Here is a 21,037-nt window from a genome sequence, read left to right as displayed (position 1 = left end):
GCTGGCAGCTGTTCTGACTGAAGAAAATTATCTCCGGATCCTTTCCCTGATAGATACTAAATCTGAAGAGTTCTTTTAAATGCACTGTCGACTCCCGTATTTATTTGGGCAACAGACACCATTACAATATTTCGATATATCCCTCTGTGCCATGCACGCGAATTTGTTGCCCATCTTTTATCAGCCCAGTCGCATTCTCCACTCCGACGACTGCCGGCAGGCCATATTCGCGTGCGATCACTGCTCCGTGGGTCATCAATCCGCCGACTTCGGTGACCAGGCCTTTTATGGATACAAATAATGGTGTCCAGCCTGGGTCGGTAAAGGAGGTGACTAATATATCTCCATCTTCCAGATCGGCATTTTCCATGTTTAAAATGACACGTGCTCTTCCTTCTATCACTCCGGAAGAAACAGGCAGGCCTGCAATCGCATTAGGCGGCAAATTTTCTCGTTTGTACGCACTTGTAATGATTTCGCCATCAGACGTGATCACACGCGGTGGAGTTAGTTTTTCATATAATTTGTACTCGTCTTTCCGTTTGCTGATGATCTGGTTATCTATTTTTTTTGTGCGTGCGACTTCGTAAAGCTCTTCAAAAGTGAGGTAGTATATATCTTCTTTTTCATGAATAACGCCCGCTTGTACGAGTTGTTCGGCTTCTTTCAGCAATGCCTGCTTATATACGAAGTAGCGACTGACTATGCCGTATTTTGGATATTCCCGGTAGCCGATGAAATTCCGGATGAGATCGATCATTCGTTTTGTTTCTTTAGCTTTTTGTTCACCATCCGGCAATTGCTTCAATCGATCAATTAACTCTTGTTCTTTTTCCAAAGCAGCCCGCCGCCCTTGCTCAAACTTTCGATTGCCGGCGTTAGGCTCGAAGTTTTTGATATGACTAAGAATCATGGGGACAAGTGTAATTGGTTTTTCACTCCAGCGAGGTCTTGTAATATCAATTTCTCCGGGACACCGCATTCCGTATTTGCTGAGATAATCATAAATAGCGTCTTGAATTTCCTTTCCACCATCAAACTTAACCAGTTCATCGAGAAAGTTATCTTCTTTTGCATGCTGCAAATAATCAATCACTTCTGGATAAGGGCGAATCACATCCGCGACATCCATCAGCTCCAGACCCATTTCCGAAGTAATATTGCCCGGTACAGATTGAGAAAGGGTATCAGCGGCGTTTTTTTCGCCTAGCCACTTGTTCATGTTTTCATTGATCCATGTTGTCGCATTTATAGCAGCCATAAACACAGCCGTACTTTGCGGGTCAAATACGATCTTCTTTAATTGTTGGATATCTTCCAGTATAAAATCAAACAAATCCGATCCCGATTTCGCTTGGATGTTTTGCTTTAACTCTTCGATCGATGTTTGATTGCGCTTCATCAAATCAGAAACGATTGTCGGATCGTTCTCGAATTGCACCGGCATATCTGTTTGACCGTTGCCCGGAATCGGTGCTGTTTGATCATTTGGCATCAATTTTATAAAATCTCGCTCGATTACGGTCATGATTGCGTCTTTTGTAAGCGGATCTGCTCCCACGGTGTTTAATAAAGCTTCCCGGCCGGCACGTGTCGTCAGCCTAGGCGCAACATCAACAAACAATCTCCCGCCGGCTTTACGCATAGGTGCAGGAGTAATTAACAGATAAAAAGACAATCCCAACGGTTTAATGGGATCAGTCATCATTTGCTGATGACCAACAGATAGATAGACGTGATTTTCTTGATCATTCGCTTCAGGGATCGGGAATAAAGTCGTGATCGGCCGGCTCTGAACAATATAAAATGTATCATCAGCCAAACACCATTCGATATCTTGCGGCTGGCCAAAATGAGCTTCGATCTGTCTTCCGATACGTGCCAGCTGTAAAATTTGCCCGTCAGTGAGTGCTTGAGACATCTGCTGATCAGGATCGATCTGCTTTGTCTCTGTTCCGCCTTGTGCTCGTCCATAAATCGCCAATTTCTTGGCCGCTATTCTCTTATCGGCGATTTGTCCGTTTTGCACTTTATAACAATCGGCAGAGACCAAGCCGGAGACCAGAGCTTCTCCAAGTCCAAAACCGGCATCGATTGAAAGCAGTTTCCGGTTGGAAGTCATCGGATCAGCGGTAAATAAAATTCCTGAAGCATGCGGGAAAACCATCTTTTGAATGATAACGGATAAATAAACTTGCCTGTGATCGAATCCATTCTGCATACGGTAGATGACCGCGCGCTCCGTAAACAGGGAAGCCCAGCATTTGCTGATATGCTGCAAGATCGCATCCTTGCCGATAACATTTAAATAGGTATCTTGTTGACCCGCAAAAGAAGCATGCGGCAAATCCTCGGCAGTCGCGCTAGAACGCACTGCATAAGCATGTTTCTTGCCAAATTGAGAGAGATAGTGAGCAACTGCTTTCACAACATCAGCAGGAATTTCTCCTTCCATAATGATTTGCCGAATCTTCCTGCTGATGTCACTAATTTGATCCCGATCCTCAACTTTTAGCATGGCCAGTTGAGCCAGCAACGCTTGGAACGTTTCGTTTCCTTTGACGGCTTTTTGAAATCCTGCTGTCGTGACGCAAAAGCCTTCTGGTACTTGTATTCCTTGAATTTTTGATAATTCCCCTAAATTTAACCCTTTTCCCCCGACAAGCAAAAGCTGTGTTTTTTCCATTTCATGAAAACCGAGAACGAAATGACTCATTCTGCATCTCTCCTTCGAAAAAAAATTTGACAAGAGCTTTCCGATATGGTAGACTTAAAATGTAAGATGGGAAATCTATGACATTTAATTTTAAACGTACGTGATCTGATTATATCATCGCGTCTGTTTTTATGCAATATTAAAAGAACCTGGTAAAACCATGGTTCTTTTTTTGTTTCTTCATGCAATCGAATATAACGATGGCCGATTTAATCCGGTCGGTTCGCGGAAGATGCCAGCTGCGCAGGAGGTTTATTCTTCGCAAGTCGTCATATTTGCAAAAACGTAGTTTATTTTCCTATAATTTAAACGTGTGATACATATAGAAAGGAAGTTTTTCATATGCAATCTTTACAAAACAAAACCGCTCTGATTACAGGAGGGGGAAGAGGGATCGGCCGCGCAACAGCGATTGCCCTTGCAAAAGAAGGCGTACATATCGGCCTTATCGGCCGTACAGCTGCGAATCTTGAAAAAGCAGCAGAGGAATTAAAGGCGTTCGGCGTAAAAGTATCTGTAGCCGCAGCTGACGTAAAGGATTTAACAGCTGTAGAACGTGCAGTCCAATCCGTAAAAGGAGAGCTTGGACAAATCGACATTCTCATTAACAATGCCGGGATCGGCGGGTTTGCAGGATTTCTTGAGCAATCCCCCGAGGAGTGGGAAAATATTGTCCAGGTGAATCTGATGGGAGTTTATAATGTAACACGCGCCGTTCTGCCTGAAATGATCGAAAGAAAAGCCGGCGATATTATTAATATTTCTTCTACAGCAGGCCAAAGGGGAGCAGCCGGGACAAGCGCCTACAGCGCGTCTAAGTTCGCGGTACTCGGACTGACCGAATCGCTGATGCAGGAAGTCAGAAAGCACAATATCCGCGTGAGTGCTCTTACACCGAGCACGGTTGCGACGGACTTGGCAATCGACTCCAAATTAACAGACGGCAATCCGGAACGCGTCATGCAGCCTGAAGATCTGGCGGAATACATGGTTGCCCAACTTAAACTGCATCCGCGCATTTTTATTAAATCAGCGGGCATGTGGTCTACAAACCCTTAAACAATCAGGAAAGGACAGGCTTGAAACAGCCTGTCCTTTTTTCGTGCTATTTTTGCGAAAGGCGTACGGGGAGATGACGGACGCCGAAGACAAACGGACTTTGAATCGCTTCAAGCTCCTCTGAGCTGTCCTTTTCCACGGATGCATGCCGCAGCAAGTAATCGAGTGCGACTTTCGCTTCAAGCCGGGCAAGGGGAGCACCGAGACAAAAGTGGATGCCGAAGCCGAAGCTCATATGAGGGTTTGATTTACGATCAAGCTTAAAGCTGTCAGGGTCGTCAAATTTCAGTTCGTCACGGTTCGCTGAAGCGACCCAGTTGATCACCGTGGAACCTTTTGCAATCCGCACGCCTTTGATGTCAAGGTCTTCAGCCGCCGTGCGGCCGATTGCTTGCACGGGCGGATAATACCGCAGTGTTTCTTCAACAAAAACAGGAACGAGGGACAAATCTTGCCTTACGGCTTCCTGTGTGGCTTTGTCTTCGGTGAGATAGCGGACGCTGTTTGCGATCAGGTTAGTTGTCGTTTCGTTGCCTGCGACCAAAAGAATGATGCAAAAATTCAGCAGTTCTTCTTCTGTCAGCGACTTGCCGTCAACTTCTGCCCGTAGCAAAAGCGAAATCAGGTCGTCTTTTGGCTCTTTTTTGCGCTGCTTGATAATGTTTTTAAAATAATCCGCCAAAAACCGATTGCCTTCTTCACGGCGTTTGTACATCTGTTCAGCGGCTTCAGCCGAGCGGTCTTCCGCACCTGCGACAAGGATGTCTGAATAATGTTTAAACATGAGGCGGTCTTCAGCCGGAACGCCCAAAAGTTCAGCAATGATAATGACGGGAAGGGGAGCAGCCAAGTCATCCACCACATCAAACAAATCCTTCTGTTTCGCTTCGTTAAATAAAAAAGCCGTCACTTCTTCGATATGCGGCTCAAGCTCTTTCACCGCTTTCGGCGTAAAAGCTTTATTAACGATGGCCCTCATTTTTGTGTGTTTCGGCGGGTCCATTGTTAATATGCTTTTTCCTTCCATATTACCGCCGCGTTTTGAAGAGAAAAGCTTCGGGTTTTTTAACACGAATTGAACGTCTTCATACGAAAAGATATCCCAGCATTTTCGCTCATCATCGTAACGCAGAGGAGACGTCTTTCTGATCCGGTTATAAATCGGGAACGGAAACAGCCGGTCATTACTGGAGCTGATTTCTTTCATCGGAATCCAATTGGCATAGTGCTTGCTTGATTGAAGTGAATTTGAATTTGCCACGTCAACTCTCTCCTTTAACATGAATCGTTTATACATGATGAACCGGTTCAATCTTTACGTTATCACTATTTTTACAACGGTTTCAACGGACATATCATGAAAAAATTGTCAATTGGCCGAAAGTATCGGATCTAAAAAAGGAAAAAAGGCGAGGTATGCTCACAACACCGGGAACATCAGCTCAGAGATGGATGAAAAAAACGAGGCCGCACCTGATGAGGTACGGCCTCGATCTTTCAGCTTACGGCTTCTTCCCGGGAGAACTGGCTGTTATACAAATCGGCGTAAAAACCGTTCTCGCGGAGAAGCTCTTCATGGCTGCCTTTTTCAATAATATCTCCGTTTTTCATCACAAGAATCAGGTCGGCATCTTTAATGGTAGAAAGACGGTGGGCGATGACAAAACTCGTGCGGTTAGCCATCAGTTTGTTCATCGCTTTTTGAATATTCATTTCCGTCCGGGTGTCGACACTGCTAGTCGCTTCATCCAATATTAAAATCTTCGGATCGGCTAAAATGGCTCTCGCGATCGTGAGGAGCTGCCGCTGCCCTTGCGAGATGTTTTGGGCATCTTCGCCCAGTACCGTATCATAGCCGTCCGGCAAGGTACGGATAAAATCGTCGGCATAGGCGGCTTTTGCCGCCCTGATGATGTCTTCATCTGTTGCGCCATCACGTCCGTAGGCGATGTTTTCGCGGATGGTGCCGTTGAACAGCCATGTGTCCTGCAAAACCATCGCAAACATGCTTCTGGCCTGTTCGCGCGACAGTTCGCTGATGTCAGTGCCGCCGACCTTGATGCTGCCTTTGTTTAATTCATAAAACCGCATCAGCAAATTGATGATCGTCGTTTTTCCTGCACCAGTCGGTCCGACGATCGCAATTGTCTGGCCTTCTTTGGCATGGAGGCTTAAATCGCGGATGACCGGAACGTTTTTATCATAGCCGAAGGCGACACGTTCAAACGATACATCGCCTTTTAATGCGCCGGTATCGATGGAAGCCGGCGTCTCCTCGGTTTCCTCGTCTTCGTCTAAAAGACTGAACACCCTTTCGGCGGATGCGATTGCCGATTGGATTGTATTCGCGATTCCGGCAGCTTGAACGAGCGGCTGGGAAAATTGCTGCGTGTATTGGATAAAAGCCTGCACGCCTCCGATTAAGAGGGTGCCGTTAAGAACGAAAATACCGCCGGTTATGCTGACAAACACATAGCCGAGGTTGCCGATGAATGTCATGATCGGCATCATCAGACCTGAAATAAACTGCGCTTTCCAGCCTGACTGGTAAAGACGCTCATTCACTTCATTGAATTGCTGAATCGCTTTTTCTTCATGACCGAATGCCTTTACTTCCTGGTGCCCTGTAAACATCTCTTCAACGTGTCCGTTGATGTCGCCGAGTTCTTTCTGCTGCGTGCCGAAGTGTTTCTGCGAAAATGAGGCGATAAATCGGACAGCGAGCATGCTGAGCGGAACCGTGATGAAGACGACGAGCGTCAGCACAGGGCTGATCAGGAGCATCATGACGATGATTCCGACTATGGTAATGACAGACGTAATCATTTGCGTCAGCGCCTGCTGCAGTGACGTATTAATATTGTCAATATCATTGACGGCGCGGCTGAGCGTATCGCCATGCGAATGCTTGTCATAGTACTTTAAAGGGAGTCGCGTCAGCTTTTCATTCACTTCCTGGCGCATTTCGTATATCGTTTTCTGGGCTACGCCGGCCATCAGGTATTGCTGCAAGAACGTAAAGAAAGCAGAAAGCAGATACAGTCCTGCCAGGATCATCGTGATCCGGCCGAGAAAGCCGAATTGAACACCGGTGCCTTCTGTAAAGCTTGCGAAAAGGGAAGAGGTCGCATCTCCGAGAAGTTTTGGACTGATGACATTAAACAACGTCGCCAATATTGCAGCACAGACAACGAGCACCAGCTGGAAGGTCCGCGGTTTTAAATAGCGGGCCAATCTCAAGAGGGTCTTTTTAAATTCTTTCGGTTTTGTCTCGTGCATTCCTTTTGGTATCGAGCCGTGATGCTTTTGTTGTTGGCTCATGCGCTTTCCTCCTCGGCCTGCTGTGATGCCACAATTTCCTGGTAAATTCCATTTTCAGCAAGCAATTGTTGATGGGTGCCGATACCGGCTATTTTTCCTTCATTTAATACGATGATTTGGTCCGCATCTGTAATCGTGCTTACCCTTTGGGCAACAATAATGACGGCGGCATCAGCGGTGGTTTTCTGAAGCGCTTTTCTCAGCTTTTGATCCGTTTTGTAATCAAGCGCCGAAAAGCTGTCGTCAAATAAATAAATTTCCGGTTTTCTGACCAATGCCCGGGCGATGGAAAGCCGCTGTTTCTGGCCGCCTGAAAGGTTGGCTCCGGCCTGCTCGATATCAGATTCAATTCCATTTTCCTTGCCTTCCACAAACTCGGCAGCCTGTGCCGTTTCAAGTGCTTCCAAAATTTCTTCATCTGTTGCATCTTCTTTGCCAAATCGGATATTGTCCTTGATCGTCCCGCTGAATATTGAAGCTTTTTGCGGGACATAGCCGATTTTCGCGCGAAGCTCCTTTTGCGCCATCTTTCTGACATCTGTTCCGTTGACAAGCACAGACCCTTTTTCAATATCGAAAAATCTCGGGATCAATTGAAGAATCGTCGTTTTTCCGGCCCCTGTGCTGCCGATGATCGCAGTCGTTTCACCCGGTTTTGCCTTGAACGTAATATTTTCGAGAACGGGCTTTTCAGCTCCGGCATAACGAAAAGTCACATCTTGAAATTCCACATAACCGCGCAAGCCGCTGTCTTTCTGCGGCTCTTTCGGATCGGTAATCGAAGGCACTGTTAACAGCACTTCGTTAATGCGGTCGGCAGATGCCTGAGCCCTTGGGATCATCACGAATGTCATCGCAAGCATGATCAGCGCGATTAGAATCATGGATGCATATTGAAGGAAAGCCATTAAGTTCCCGACCTGCATGCTGCCTTGATCGATGCGGATGCCTCCGAACCAGATAATCGCGATGTTCGTGAAATTCATCATAATCATCATGACAGGAAATAGAAAAGCCATGATTCTGTTGACGGCGATGCCTGTATCGCGAAACTCTTCGTTTGCCTTTTGAAAACGGGCTTTTTCTTGATCAACTCGGTTAAAGGCGCGAACGACGCGAACTCCAGTCAAACCTTCCCTGAGAACAAGGTTGAGACGATCCGTCTTTTTTTGAAGAACGCCGAATAAGGGAACAGCTTTTCTTGTAATGAGAAAAATCAGCCCCGCAAGGATCGGGAGAGCGGCCAGAAATATAATCGACAGCTTGGCATCTCTGGACACGGCAAGCACAATACCGCCGACCAGCATTAACGGCGCTCTTGTCATCAATGAAAGCATCATGTTGAGTACATCCTGGACTTGCTTGACATCATTTGTGGTACGGGTAATGAGAGAAGCAGAACCGATTTTTCCGAATTCATCCATTGAATAGTGTTCAACTTTGACAAACAGCTTGCGCCTGATATCCCTTCCAAAGCCGAGGGCTGTTTTCGAAGCGAAAAACGCTTTTCCGACAGTCATGATGATGGCCAGAAGGGAGCAGGCGATCATCCAGCCGCCGGTTCTCAATATGAATGGCATGTCGCCGTTCACGATTCCGACATCAACGACATCTGCCATTAACGTCGGCAAATAAAGCTCAAGCACACTGCTCAGCAAAGTAAAAACAGCGACAAGAATCACTTGCAGCTTATAAGGCTTTAAATATTTTAAGAGTGAGATCATTTTTCAACCTTCTTTTCACTTGTTTTTTCTCCGTGTTCGATAAACTCGGATAACTTATGAATCAAATCGGCGAACTGCCTGCTTTCATCCTCGCCCAGAAACCGAGTGAGCTGCAGGAACCACCGGTTCAGCCCTTTAAGCGCATCGTCCGCCGCTTTTTTTCCTTCATCGGTTAAAAAAATCCGGACGATCCTCCTGTCATCCTCATCCATGCGCCGAAAAACGAGCCCTTTTTTTTCCATTCTGTTCAACATCTGCGTGACGAAAGGGGAGGTGACATGCAGAGCGCGGCTGATTTCGGATGCCATTTTGCCTTCACCGCTTGCTTCATTTAAAAACATCAGCGCTTTTGCCTCAGTCTTTTTCCATTCAACTGCAGGAAAAGACTGCTTCATTTCCGCATACCGCAGCCGGTTGAAAGCTTCGATCAACTGCACAACGGTCTTGCGGCTGACTTTATCTTGTTTCATAAAAAGCACCTGCTTCTCCATTTTAATTAATTAAGTAAATAAACTAAAACACGGTATTATCATACATAGAACAACAAAAGATTGTCAAAGAAGAAACTTATAAAAAAGAAAAAACCCGATCATTGATGACATGACCGGGTCATTGTACGAGCTTCATAAAAAAATCTTTCATTTCAAGGTGGCGAAGATGTTCCGGAACTTTTTCCGAACCGACGATGATCATCGGAGCCAAGCTATCCGTTTTATAAAGTGAGCCATGGCCGCCTCCGCCAAAATGGAGGGGAGACTTTTCGCCGGCAAATTGGAACCCGGGTTTCGCGTCGGCGATCACAAACTGTCCGCGATGCGAATGCATGGCGCTGTATAGGCGGGCAAGAGCATCCGGGTAATCGCCGTATTGGATCGAGACGCCGTCTGCTTTAATGTCCAATAAAGAAAAATCTCCGCTGATCGTCCATGACTGCCCGTAAGGATCTTGATAGCCGCCTTTTGGACGAAACCGAAGCGGTTTTAAAGAACGCTTCGAATCAACATATATCCAGCCGCTTTTTTTCCACGCTGTGAAAGCGATTCGTTCGTCTTTTTTCAATTCATTGACGGCACCTTGCAGCGGCATGTTTCGATCCGTGACATAAATGTATGCCATTCTGTCGTTTACTGCAAAAAGAAGCTGGGCGTTTCGATCGGGGGCTTCGTTTATTTTAGCGATCCGGTATCCTTTAAAAAGCGAATGAAGCCGGATGGCGGCCTTGTCTTTATCGCGTCCGATCGCTGTCTGCCCGCCATCACCCATGACGACCCATACCGCTTTTTCGGCCGCATCGCGCCAAGAATCATATGCATTCAATATACGCTGCAGCTGCTGGTCCATTTTTTCGAGGCCTTTCATATCCATCGGGCCTTTTTTGTGTGCATCATGGTCAAAATCGGGCAAGTAGGCGACAGTCAGCGCAGGAAGCTTCCTCTTTTTAATTAAATAGGCCACTTCCTGTGCTGTGAACTTGTCGTTAACGCCATAACTTTGCCAAATATGGTGGTGGGGGTTATCGGGATCGAGCTGGGCAAAGCGGCCGAACGAAAAAAGAGCCGGCCCGTTTACCATCATATGTTCAGGCATCAATTTAAGCTTTTTGAGCGGGGGCGGGATATTTAATTCGTGGCGGTCAGGCCCTCTGTATATGAGCCCGTTGATGGATGCCGACTGTTTTCCTCGCACTTGCAAATCATCATGGACCGTTGTCACCTTCCGGCTTAAATGGCGGTGATTAAGAGAAAATATCCCGTCTTCGATCGTTTGTTTGATGCCGAGTGTGGCGATTTCTTTTTTATCGCTCCCGTAATTCACGATTCTCTGTTCATCCTGATCATACCAGACGAGCCCGGGAACGCGGTGGATATTCGGATAAGTTCCGGTGAGCAGGGTGCTGTCAATCGAGACCGACATGGTCGGATACGCGTTTACCACTTCAGGTTCATAATGACCGTTTTCAAGAAAGAATTTTAATGCCGGGGCGCGGCCTGCTTGAATCGCTTTTTTCAAAGGCTGATCCATCAAAGAGTCGATGATCAGGACAATGACCGGTTTTTTGGAGGATTTGACGGCCTCTGCTTCTTCATCCGGGAGTCCCAATTTTTCATTCCCGGCATTCAGCCATATAATAAATGAAATTAGCGCACATATAAAAATGGCAAGAACAATGCTTAGCTTTTTCAAAATGGCCTCATTCCTTTAATCCCATCATATGCATATTCTGGCATGGGACGCCGGAAGTTATAGCTGGTAATACGTTCTAAATGATTCACGGCAGCTCTGGGGAATCCTATTCAATTAGAAAGGAGGGTCAATGATGAAAAAGCATAAATGGTTAGCCGCATTTGCTATCATCGCGATTTTAGCCGTAATTGGCTATATCACGGTCAGACATCTTGAACCGGAATATGTATATATGCCTCCTAAAGAAAAAGTCATCTCAAAAGAAAAACGAGTGCACGGATACGATCTATGGGGAGCATTTACACCGGACAAGCCCGCCTCCGCAGAGGAGGGAGCTGTAAAGGTTGATGACCGCCTTCTCGACTTGGGACGGGAGACATTTTATAAGGAAACTTTCGGCAACGAAGTGTTTTTGACAGATATCATCGGACTCCTTGACGGTCCCATTACAGCAGCCAACATGACGAAAGCCATTGCCGGATTGAAAGGGAAAGGGACGACGAACTTGCGCATCGAATTAGCTGAAACAGTTAAGGTCGGCGGGAAAATCTTTAAAAAAGGCGAGAAGATCGACACCGGCATTGATGTTCCAAAAGGGGCATACGCACCGCTCGGCATGCCTTTCAAATACGCTGACGGAAAAATCAAAGCCGGCATCAGCTGTGCGGCCTGCCACGCCGCAGTCGATCCGAAAACGATGAAGGTGATGGAAGGCGTGACAAACTCTGATTTAAATACAGGGCTGATGCTGGCGCTGGCGACAAATTCAGCGGCTTATTTTACACATGCCGAAATTGATAATATTCAACAATTTATGAATGATAAAAGCCCTGTGATCACTGCCAGAAACGGCAAAAAAGAACGCCTTCCCGATCCGGACCGCCTCGAAGATGCGGTCGATCGCATTTTCCTGAAGTGGCCGAGAGGTTTTTTCGACTCGACGATCGATATGAAAAGCAATCCCACGCAGATTCCGGATGCCTATACATTGGGCGACCATCCGTACAGCTGGAGCGGTTCGGCAATGGCCGGTCCTTTTAAAGGCTTGACTGTGTTCAGCAATAATGTTCATGCGCAAAATTCGGACAGCCTCTCGCAAGCCCCGGCAAGCCGGGCGCTTTTCGGCATGAGCGAAGATGTTTATATCGGGACGATCCTGCAAAGGGCTCCCGTCTCAACATACAGGTATCAGCCGAAAAAAAAGGAAAGTCCGACTGCGTTTTTCAAAAAAGCCGATCCCACTCCCGGAGTACCGGGCGTCAACCAAATGGTCAAGCCGCCAAACTATCCTAACATCACATTGGCGGCGCCCGACGGCGTACTTGTGAGCTCACCCGGACGAAAAGTGAATGAAGAAAACAACGCTGTATCCGCCTGGCAAAATACACTTAGACCTCCTGATCCGCGGCAAAAAACCGACAGCCAAACCGTCAGGCGCGGCAGGCGTGTTTTTGAACAAGCGGGCTGCATATCCTGTCATGCCGGCCGGTATTTGACGAACAACAAGGTCATCTCGGTTGAAAAAATCGGAACCGAGCCGACAAGGGCCCGGTCTTTTAAGAAAACGGAAAACATATTCGGGAAAAGCCTTATTCATTCGCCTGACACACCGGTGCCTCTGCCGCGCAAACCGAAGATCCTGAAAGTCCCGACAGCCGGGTTTGACCCCGAACAGATCAAGCTTTCCTGGGCGCAGGGAGATTCCAAAGGCGGGTACAAAGTGCCGAGTCTGATCGGCGTTTACTGGCGCGCTCCTTATTTGCACGACGGAGGGATTGCAGTGGGAAGCTCATTAAAAGAGACAGGCTTACCAAAGACGGTCATAAAAGGTAAGCAGGCGGATCCTTATAACAGTTTGCTGGCGATGATCGACAGAGATTTAAGACAGCAGGTCGTCAAAAGCAATTCGGAATCGCCCGACTTAAAAGCGGTCAGGGTAACCGGCAAAGGGCATGAATTCTGGATCGACGCCAAAAGCGGCTTTTCCGAACAAGAGCAAAAAGCGTTGATTCATTATTTAATCCATGCCGATATGCCGAAAAAGTAAGGAATAAAATGAAACGATAAGCCGCCTGAATGGCGGCTTTTTTTAAAACTTCATCACGGGAGCGGCGATATGATCGCCTTTTCGGTCCTTTGTGACGGCGCGATCCGGCTGACGGAATATGTCATTCACTTCAGCGGTTTTGACGAGTCAAAGGCCGGTTCCAGGCTGCAGCCAGTGCAGGCGAGCCCGTTTCCAGACAGAAAAAACTGGCGTCAGTATGAAAAATCAGCATAAAAAAAGGGGATAAACATACATATATAAGATGTGCTTTTTACAATAGAAGAGATGCGCAGAGAATAAATGGACAGAAAATTCAGACATTAATCATTGTTTATGATAAAATGAAAACAGCCAAGCTTTTGCGCCCGGCTGAATTCGTTGTCATACTGGCTATTGGTATTGCTGAAGGCGAGAAAAAAACTTCTTTACGAACTGATAAAAGACTTTTGCAGAAGGGGAAAGCTCCCTGTTTTTAGGGGTGATGATTCCGACTGTGCGCTTTACTTGAGGATAATCAATCGGGATCTTCTTTGTAAAACGGGGAGCCGTTTCATTAAAGGCGCTTTCCGGCAAAAGCGTCACACCCATATCAGCAGAAACCAGCCCTTTGATCGCATCCAAATCTTCGCCCTCTGAGGAAATTTTAGGCGTATATCCTACTTGCTTGCATGCATCAACAGCCATTTTTCGAAGGATGTATCCGTCTGGAAACAGCACATACTGATCATTTCTGAGATCGCCGAGATGAAGGCTTTGCTGGCCTGATAGGGGATGATTGATCGGCACGAGTGCCAAAAGGCTTTCCGAAAACAAAATGTCCCCTTTAATCTCAGCGATATTTGACGGAACAGGACCGAGAAAAGCCAAATCGATATCCCTGTTTTTCACCGCTTCGATTAAAAATTTATAAGATCCCTGCCTTAAAAGAAAAGCGACATGAGGATGCTCCTCTTTAAAAGCGGAAATAACCGTCGGGAGGAACTGGCCCGCAAGGCTTGTCGGGAAACCGATTTTAACGGTCCCGCGATTCGGGTCCAAATACTCATCGATTTGTTCCTTCGCGAAATCGATCGCTTTCATCGCTGTTTTAATATGGTCTAAAAACTGTCTCCCGATCGGAGTCAGCTTCACATTGCGGCCTTCGCGCTCAAACAAATCAACACCGAGCTCTTCTTCGAGATTGGCGATCTGCCTGCTGATCGCCGACTGAGCGACATGAAGGTGCATGGCCGCTTCCGATACGTGCTCTCTTTCTGCAACTTCCATAAAATAATGCAATTGGCGTAATTCCATCGTTGTTTCACCTGCTCATCTCAAAATGAGATAGTTTTAATCTAAATTATATATTGTTTGTATAGATTTGAAAACCTACAATAGGATTAGAGTTTGTAAGATTTTATGACCGGGGACAAACGGGAAAAATGAACGGGGGAGAGGAACAATGACTTATAATCAACTACCAAAGGCACAAGGTCTCTACCGTCCTGAATTTGAACATGATGCATGCGGAATCGGCCTTTACGCTCATTTGAAGGGCCTTCCTACTCATGATATTGTCAAAAAAGGATTACAAATGCTTTGCCAATTAGACCACCGGGGCGGTCAGGGCAGTGACCCGCATACCGGAGACGGAGCAGGCATCATGATGCAGATTCCGGATGCTTTTTTCAAAAAAGTCTGCGCCGGTTTCAACTTGCCTGAAAAAGGACGCTACGGCGTCGGGATGATCTTCTTTTCTAAGGATGACAGCGGGCGCGAAAAAACCGAAGCGCGCATTAACGAGCTGATCGAACAGGAAGGACAGACAGTGCTCGGCTGGCGAACTGTACCTGTAAATGTCGGAAAAATCGGAACAGTCGCACAGAAAAGCGCGCCAATCGTCCGCCAGGTATTCATCGGAGCAAATGAAGCGATGAAAGACAATCTGGCATTCGAACGGAAGTTGTACATCATTCGCAAACAGGCCGAAAATTGGGCGAAAGAACACGACAAAACGTTCTATTTTGTCAGCCTCTCTAGCAATACCATCGTATATAAAGGACTTCTAACACCCGAGCAGGTTGATGCTTTCTATGAAGATTTACAGGACGAGGACTTCGTCTCAGCTTTTGCATTGGTTCACTCCCGTTTCAGCACAAACACGTTTCCGAGCTGGGAAAGGGCACATCCGAACCGCTATCTGATCCACAACGGGGAAATCAATACGCTGCGCGGCAATATGAACTGGATGAAAGCGAGGGAGCAGCAGTTTGTTTCCGAAGCGTTCGGCGAAGACTTGCCAAAGGTTTTGCCAATCCTCGATGAAAACGGAAGCGACTCCTCGATCCTGGATAACGCTTTTGAATTCTTTGTTCTGGCTGGAAGGAATCCGGCCCATGCTGCAATGATGCTGATTCCGGAGCCGTGGAACGAGAACCCGTACATGTCAAAAGAAAAGAAGGCATTTTACGAATATCACAGCTCTTTAATGGAGCCATGGGACGGCCCGACTGCGATTTCATTTACAAACGGAAAACAGATCGGGGCCATTTTAGACCGGAACGGGCTCAGACCCGCTCGCTATTATGTCACTAAAGACGACTACCTTATTTTTTCCTCCGAAGTCGGCGTGATTGATGTCGAACAGGAAAACATCTTATATAAAGACCGGCTGGATCCCGGGAAAATGCTTCTTGTTGATCTTGAAGAAGGGCGGATTATCTCCGATGAAGAAGTCAAATCCGAAATCGCCGGGGAGTTTCCGTACCAGGAATGGCTCAGTAAAGAACTGGTTCATGTCTCAAACGATATTGAGGAAACCGAAGAAAAATCTGTGCCTGACCTATTGACCCGCCAAAAAGCATTCGGTTTTACGTACGAAGATATTCACAAATATTTAATTCCTGTCATTACAGAAGGCAAAGATCCGCTCGGTTCAATGGGCCACGATGTCCCGCTGGCGGTGTTGTCAGACCGTCCGCAATCGCTGTTCAACTATTTTAAACAGCTGTTTGCACAAGTTACAAATCCGCCGATTGATGCAATCCGCGAGCAGATCGTCACTTCGACATTGACATGGCTCGGAGCGGAAGGCGATATTCTCCATCCGAATGAAAGCAGCTGCCGCCGGATTAAATTGTATACACCGGTCTTGACAAACGCACAGTTCAATTCTTTAAAAGGACTTGTGCATAAGGATTTCAAAAGCAAGACGATTCATACGCTCTTTACAGACGACTTGAAGAGCGGCCTCGAAGATATGTTTAAAGAAGTGGACAGAGCGATCGCCGAAGGCGTGACTCTCCTTATTTTATCCGACCGCAAAATGGACGGTCAGAAAGCGCCGATTCCTGCGCTGCTAGCCGTCAGTGCCTTGCATCAGTATTTAGTCCGCGCGGGAAAACGTACGAAAGTCAGCATTATCGCCCAATCCGGTGAAGCGCGCGAAGTTCACCATTTTGCCGCCTTGATCGGCTACGGAGCGGATGCCATTCATCCGTACCTCACGTATGCGACATACAAGCAGGCGATTGAAGACGGAGCACTTTCCATCAGCTATGAAGAAGCCGTTACAAAATACAGCAAAAGCGTGACAGAGGGCGTCGTAAAAGTGATGTCCAAAATGGGTATTTCCACTGTTCAAAGCTACAGGGGCGCACAGATTTTTGAAGCGGTTGGGATCAGCAAAGACGTCATAGACAGCTATTTCACAGGAACGGCATCACAGCTCGGCGGAATCGGTCTGGATACGATTGCCGAAGAAGCGAAGCGCCGCCACAGGGAAGCGTATGAAGATACATTCAGCGAAACGCTTGATTCGGGAAGCGATTTTCAATGGAGAAAAGGCGGGGAGCACCACGCTTTTAACCCGAAAACGATTCACACGCTGCAATGGGCATGCCGCAAAGGTGATTACAGCCTGTTTAAACAATATTCGAAAGCAGCTGATGAAGAAAGAATCGGTTTTCTCCGCAATCTCTTCTCATTTGATGAAAACCGGAAGCCGCTGCCGCTTGAAGAGGTCGAATCCGCTGAATCGATTGTGCGCCGCTTTAAAACAGGGGCGATGTCATTCGGCTCTTTAAGCAAGGAAGCCCATGAAGCGCTGGCGATTGCAATGAACCGTCTCGGCGGAAAAAGCAACAGCGGGGAAGGCGGAGAAGATCCGGCGCGCTTTACGCCTGACGCAAATGGCGATAACCGCCGCAGCGCGATCAAGCAAATCGCTTCAGGCCGTTTCGGTGTGAAGAGCCATTATCTCGTCAATGCCGATGAGCTGCAAATTAAGATGGCGCAGGGTGCAAAACCTGGAGAAGGCGGACAGCTTCCTGGCAACAAAGTGTATCCATGGGTTGCCAATGTACGCGGATCTACGCCTGGGGTCGGCTTGATTTCACCGCCGCCGCACCACGACATCTACTCGATTGAAGATTTGGCGCAGTTGATCCACGATTTGAAAAACGCCAACCGCGATGCACGGATCAGTGTAAAGCTTGTCGCTAAAGCCGGGGTCGGCACGATTGCAGCCGGAGTCGCCAAAGCGACTGCCGATGTCATCGTCATCAGCGGCTATGACGGGGGCACTGGAGCCTCACCGAAAACAAGCATTAAGCATACCGGCCTTCCGTGGGAGCTTGGACTCGCAGAAGCTCATCAAACACTGATGATGAACGGTTTGCGCGAACGCGTCGTATTGGAAACAGACGGCAAATTAATGACCGGCAGAGACGTTGTCATGGCTGCGCTTTTAGGAGCCGAAGAATTCGGTTTTGCCACAGCGCCGCTCGTTGTTCTCGGCTGCGTTATGATGAGAGCCTGTCATTTGGATACTTGCCCTGTCGGGGTAGCGACGCAAAACCCTGAGCTGCGCAAAAAGTTCATGGGCGATCCGGATCATATCGTGAATTACATGCTCTTTGTCGCAGAGGAAGTTCGCGAATTGATGGCCCGGCTCGGTTTCAGAACAGTTGATGAAATGGTGGGCCGCACGGATGTCCTTCGTGTCAGCGAACGGGCGAAAGCACATTGGAAAGCGGGTCAGCTCGATTTATCAAACCTGCTATATCAGCCGGAAGGCGCACGCACATTCCGTACGCCGCAAAACCACAAAATCGATGAATCACTTGATATTACGCAAATTCTACCCGCCGTCCAGTCAGCTGTTCAAAACGGCACGTCTGCGGAAGCATCCTTTGAAATCCGCAACATCAACCGTGTAACAGGAGCCATAACCGGAAGTGAAATTTCTAAGCGCTACGGCGAAGAAGGCCTCCCTGAAGATACGATTACGCTCAGATTCACAGGTTCAGCGGGGCAAAGCTTTGGCGCGTTCGTACCAAAAGGAATGACAATGTATTTGACAGGAGATGCCAATGATTATATCGGCAAAGGTCTTTCAGGCGGAAAAATCGCCGTCAAAGCGCCTGACGAATTCAACCCTGCATTCCGTGAAAATGTTATTGTCGGAAATGTTGCGTTCTACGGTGCTACAAGCGGAGAAGCTTATATTAACGGACTCGCCGGCGAACGGTTTGCCGTCAGAAACAGCGGAGTCAGCGTTGTCGTTGAAGGCATCGGCGACCATGGCTGCGAATACATGACCGGCGGACGCGTCGCTATTCTCGGCGACGTCGGCAAAAACTTTGCCGCGGGCATGTCAGGCGGAATCGCCTACGTGTACGCCGAAGACAAAAAAGCCTTTAAACGGAAATGCAATCCTGAAATGATCGAATTTGAAACACTTGAAGCACCTGAGGAAATCGCCGAACTGAAAACGATGATCGAAAACCATTACAGATATACTGAAAGCTCAAAAGCAGCTTCGATACTTGATCATTGGGAAGAGGCCGTCGGCCGGTTTGTGAAAGTGATTCCGAAAGACTTCAAGCAAATGATAGAGCGGATTAAAGAGCAAAAAGAAGCCGGCTTGTCTGATGAAGAAGCGCTGATGTACGCGTTTGAAGCCGGTACGAAGCAAAAGATTGAACCGTCTGCGGCTGCTTCATCAAAAGAAGCGGTGGCACAGTAAGAAAGGGGAGGGGAAAATGGGCAAAGCAACAGGATTTATGGAATTCAAGCGGGAAAAGCCTGCTGAACGCGATCCTCTCACACGAATAAATGACTGGAACGAATATTCGTCTCCATTTTCTGAGGAAGCATCAAAAAGACAGGGAGCGCGCTGCATGGACTGCGGCACCCCCTTTTGTCAAATCGGCATGGATATAGGCGGTTATACGTCAGGATGTCCGATACACAATTTAATCCCTGAATGGAACGACCTCGTTTACAAGGGAAGGTGGAAAGAAGCGCTTGACCGCCTTCTGAAGACAAACAACTTCCCTGAATTCACGGGGCGGGTCTGTCCGGCGCCTTGCGAGGGCTCTTGTACGGTGGCGATTTCCGACCCGGCCGTATCCATCAAAGGGATCGAACGGACGATTATTGACAAAGGATTTGAAAACGGATGGATTCAGCCGCGGATTCCGAAAAAACGGAGCGGCAAAAAAATCGCGATCGTGGGCTCAGGGCCTGCCGGTCTGGCAAGCGCCGATCAATTGAATCAAGCGGGGCATTCGGTCACTGTTTACGAGCGCAGCGACCGCCCGGGCGGCCTGTTAATGTACGGCATTCCAAGCATGAAGCTTGAAAAAAGCGTTGTCGAACGCCGCATCAAACTATTGACGCAGGAAGGCATCGACTTTGTCACCAATACGGAAATCGGCAAAGATATTACAGCCGACGAGCTAAAAGAACAGTACGATGCGGTTATCCTTTGCACAGGAGCCCAAAAACAGCGCGATCTCTTGATTGAAGGCCGGGAAGCAAAAGGTGTCCACTTTGCCATGGACTATTTAACAGGCACTATAAAAAGCATGCTCGATTCGAATTTTAAAGATAAACAGTTTATCAATACGAAAAATAAAGATGTCATCGTCATCGGCGGGGGAGATACCGGAGCAGACTGCGTTGCAACGGCCTTGCGCCAAAAAGCGCGAAGCGTCGTCCAGTTCGGCAAACATCCGAAGCTGCCCGATACAAGAACCGCCGAAAATATGTGGCCTGAACAGCCGCATGTCCATTCACTGGACTATGCTTATGAAGAGGCGCAAGCAGCATTCGGCAGCGATCCGAGACAATATTCGATCCAAACGAAAAAGCTTGTCGCAGACAAAAACGGCCATTTGAAAGAACTGCATACGATTCAAATGAAAAAAGTAAAGAATGATCAAGGAAAATTTGAGTTTCACGAAATTCCGGGCACGGAAAAAGTATGGCCTGCTCAATATGTCTTTATCGCTATCGGCTTTGAAGGAACGGAACAGCCGCTGCTTGAACAATTCGGGGTAAATACGGTGAGAAATAAAGTTGACGCAGCATACGGGGAATTTAAAACGAATGTCGATGGAGTCTTCGCAGCAGGGGATGCGAGAAGAGGACAGAGCCTGATCGTTTGGGCGATTCACGAGGGACGCGAAGTCGCCCGTGAGGTTGACAAATATTTAATGGGAAGTTCTGTACTGCCATAAAACAAAGGGGTTTTCACATCATATAAATAAAGCCTGTCCTGCGACCTTCTTTAGGTTGACAGGGCAGGCTGATTTTTTGTTTGCTTCACAATATTCACCTGCTGATTCGACTTGCCATATCGTTATTTGTTCGAATTTATACAAAGGCAATGATAAAAAAATTGTGTACGTACTCCATTTAATGGTATATAACATAACCTAAAGTATGCAACGCAATAAAGGAGGCTATAACAGTGGAAGAAACTTATCAATATCAAGATGACTGGACGGATGCGGATAGACAGCAGCCTTTTACTTATGGCGGCTACGGCGGCTACCCCTATCCGCGGCCAAGACCGCGCCCTAGACCGAGACCGCCGTTTTATCCGTATCCATTCTTCTATCCGTTCTTTCCTTTTTATCCATACTACCCTTACTACCCGTACCCTTGGTAATGGGTAAAGCGAAGCTGTCTGGTGAAACAGACAGCTTTTTTCATTTT

Annotated in this window: 13 protein-coding genes; 6 read left to right on the top strand and 7 right to left on the bottom strand. The window is 47.4% G+C overall.

The window, feature by feature from the left end:
* Window positions 1-121: 121 nt before the first annotated feature.
* Entirely contained in the window at window positions 122-2,716 is a 2,595-nt protein-coding gene (gene ppsA, locus MHB72_RS11550; RefSeq protein ID WP_216920763.1) for a phosphoenolpyruvate synthase, read from the bottom strand.
* A 342-nt stretch (window positions 2,717-3,058) separates the two neighbouring features.
* Between ppsA and MHB72_RS11545 the strand changes: the two genes are divergently transcribed.
* On the top strand, window positions 3,059-3,775 hold the full coding sequence (locus tag MHB72_RS11545) for a 3-ketoacyl-ACP reductase (RefSeq protein WP_020451729.1): 717 nt from the start codon (window positions 3,059-3,061) through the stop codon (window positions 3,773-3,775).
* 46 nt (window positions 3,776-3,821) lie between these two features.
* On the opposite strand, the gene MHB72_RS11540 is transcribed toward MHB72_RS11545, so the two are convergent.
* The 5 genes from MHB72_RS11540 to MHB72_RS11520 all read right to left on the bottom strand — a co-directional run bounded on the left by MHB72_RS11540 (window position 3,822) and on the right by MHB72_RS11520 (window position 11,004).
* Window positions 3,822-5,036: a cytochrome P450 gene (locus MHB72_RS11540; protein ID WP_095292032.1), complete on the bottom strand. Its 1,215-nt coding sequence runs from the start codon at window positions 5,034-5,036 to the stop codon at window positions 3,822-3,824.
* Window positions 5,037-5,272: 236 nt separating this feature from the next.
* Window positions 5,273-7,096 carry an ABC transporter ATP-binding protein gene (locus tag MHB72_RS11535; RefSeq protein ID WP_026579592.1) on the bottom strand — a complete coding sequence of 608 codons (1,824 nt, stop codon included), beginning with the start codon at window positions 7,094-7,096 and terminating at the stop codon, window positions 5,273-5,275.
* The gene (locus tag MHB72_RS11530; RefSeq protein WP_023855736.1) at window positions 7,093-8,820 is read right to left on the bottom strand and encodes an ABC transporter ATP-binding protein; all 1,728 of its coding nucleotides are present in this window, start codon (window positions 8,818-8,820) and stop codon (window positions 7,093-7,095) included. Before MHB72_RS11530 ends, MHB72_RS11535 begins: the two co-directional genes overlap by 4 nt.
* Complete coding sequence (locus MHB72_RS11525) at window positions 8,817-9,290, bottom strand: MarR family winged helix-turn-helix transcriptional regulator (RefSeq protein WP_026579593.1); 474 nt, start codon at window positions 9,288-9,290, stop codon at window positions 8,817-8,819. The genes MHB72_RS11530 and MHB72_RS11525 overlap by 4 nt, the downstream gene beginning before the upstream one ends.
* A gap of 139 nt (window positions 9,291-9,429) precedes the next feature.
* Window positions 9,430-11,004, bottom strand: coding sequence for an alkaline phosphatase family protein (locus tag MHB72_RS11520; protein ID WP_026579594.1), 1,575 nt, complete (start codon window positions 11,002-11,004; stop codon window positions 9,430-9,432).
* Between the two features lie 130 nt (window positions 11,005-11,134).
* On the opposite strand from MHB72_RS11520, the gene MHB72_RS11515 reads away from it, so the two are divergent.
* Together MHB72_RS11515 and MHB72_RS11510 are read left to right on the top strand one after the other, a co-directional pair.
* A complete protein-coding gene (locus MHB72_RS11515; protein ID WP_216920761.1) occupies window positions 11,135-13,051 on the top strand; it encodes a di-heme oxidoredictase family protein in 1,917 nt (638 codons plus the stop codon).
* A 69-nt stretch (window positions 13,052-13,120) separates the two neighbouring features.
* Window positions 13,121-13,285: a hypothetical protein gene (locus MHB72_RS11510; RefSeq protein WP_023855739.1), complete on the top strand. Its 165-nt coding sequence runs from the start codon at window positions 13,121-13,123 to the stop codon at window positions 13,283-13,285.
* Window positions 13,286-13,441: 156 nt separating this feature from the next.
* On the opposite strand, the gene MHB72_RS11505 is transcribed toward MHB72_RS11510, so the two are convergent.
* Window positions 13,442-14,344 (bottom strand): LysR family transcriptional regulator, encoded by a 903-nt coding sequence (locus MHB72_RS11505; protein ID WP_020451722.1) that lies wholly within the window; start codon window positions 14,342-14,344, stop codon window positions 13,442-13,444.
* Between the two features lie 148 nt (window positions 14,345-14,492).
* On the opposite strand from MHB72_RS11505, the gene gltB reads away from it, so the two are divergent.
* The 3 genes from gltB (at window position 14,493) to MHB72_RS11490 (ending at window position 20,990) form a co-directional block, all read left to right on the top strand.
* On the top strand, window positions 14,493-19,058 hold the full coding sequence (gene gltB / locus MHB72_RS11500) for a glutamate synthase large subunit (protein WP_216920759.1): 4,566 nt from the start codon (window positions 14,493-14,495) through the stop codon (window positions 19,056-19,058).
* A gap of 16 nt (window positions 19,059-19,074) precedes the next feature.
* Window positions 19,075-20,556: a glutamate synthase small subunit gene (gene gltD, locus MHB72_RS11495; protein ID WP_020451720.1), complete on the top strand. Its 1,482-nt coding sequence runs from the start codon at window positions 19,075-19,077 to the stop codon at window positions 20,554-20,556.
* A gap of 233 nt (window positions 20,557-20,789) precedes the next feature.
* Window positions 20,790-20,990 (top strand): hypothetical protein, encoded by a 201-nt coding sequence (locus MHB72_RS11490; protein WP_020451719.1) that lies wholly within the window; start codon window positions 20,790-20,792, stop codon window positions 20,988-20,990.
* Window positions 20,991-21,037: the final 47 nt, after the last annotated feature.

The organism is Bacillus sp. FSL K6-1284 (genome assembly GCF_038002625.1).
Taxonomy (GTDB): Bacteria; Bacillota; Bacilli; order Bacillales; family Bacillaceae; genus Bacillus; species Bacillus paralicheniformis.
The sequence above is the reverse complement of the archived record's forward strand: the minus strand, read 5'-3'. Positions and strand labels throughout refer to the sequence as shown.

Coding starts and splice junctions, on each gene's coding strand:
- ppsA (WP_216920763.1), bottom strand. CDS start 2,716: ATGAGTCATTTCGTTCTCGGTTTTCATGAAATGGAAAAAACACAGCTT.
- MHB72_RS11545 (WP_020451729.1), top strand. CDS start 3,059: ATGCAATCTTTACAAAACAAAACCGCTCTGATTACAGGAGGGGGAAGA.
- MHB72_RS11535 (WP_026579592.1), bottom strand. CDS start 7,096: ATGAGCCAACAACAAAAGCATCACGGCTCGATACCAAAAGGAATGCAC.
- MHB72_RS11530 (WP_023855736.1), bottom strand. CDS start 8,820: ATGATCTCACTCTTAAAATATTTAAAGCCTTATAAGCTGCAAGTGATT.
- MHB72_RS11525 (WP_026579593.1), bottom strand. CDS start 9,290: ATGAAACAAGATAAAGTCAGCCGCAAGACCGTTGTGCAGTTGATCGAA.
- MHB72_RS11515 (WP_216920761.1), top strand. CDS start 11,135: ATGATGAAAAAGCATAAATGGTTAGCCGCATTTGCTATCATCGCGATT.
- MHB72_RS11510 (WP_023855739.1), top strand. CDS start 13,121: ATGATCGCCTTTTCGGTCCTTTGTGACGGCGCGATCCGGCTGACGGAA.
- MHB72_RS11505 (WP_020451722.1), bottom strand. CDS start 14,344: ATGGAATTACGCCAATTGCATTATTTTATGGAAGTTGCAGAAAGAGAG.
- gltB (WP_216920759.1), top strand. CDS start 14,493: ATGACTTATAATCAACTACCAAAGGCACAAGGTCTCTACCGTCCTGAA.
- gltD (WP_020451720.1), top strand. CDS start 19,075: ATGGGCAAAGCAACAGGATTTATGGAATTCAAGCGGGAAAAGCCTGCT.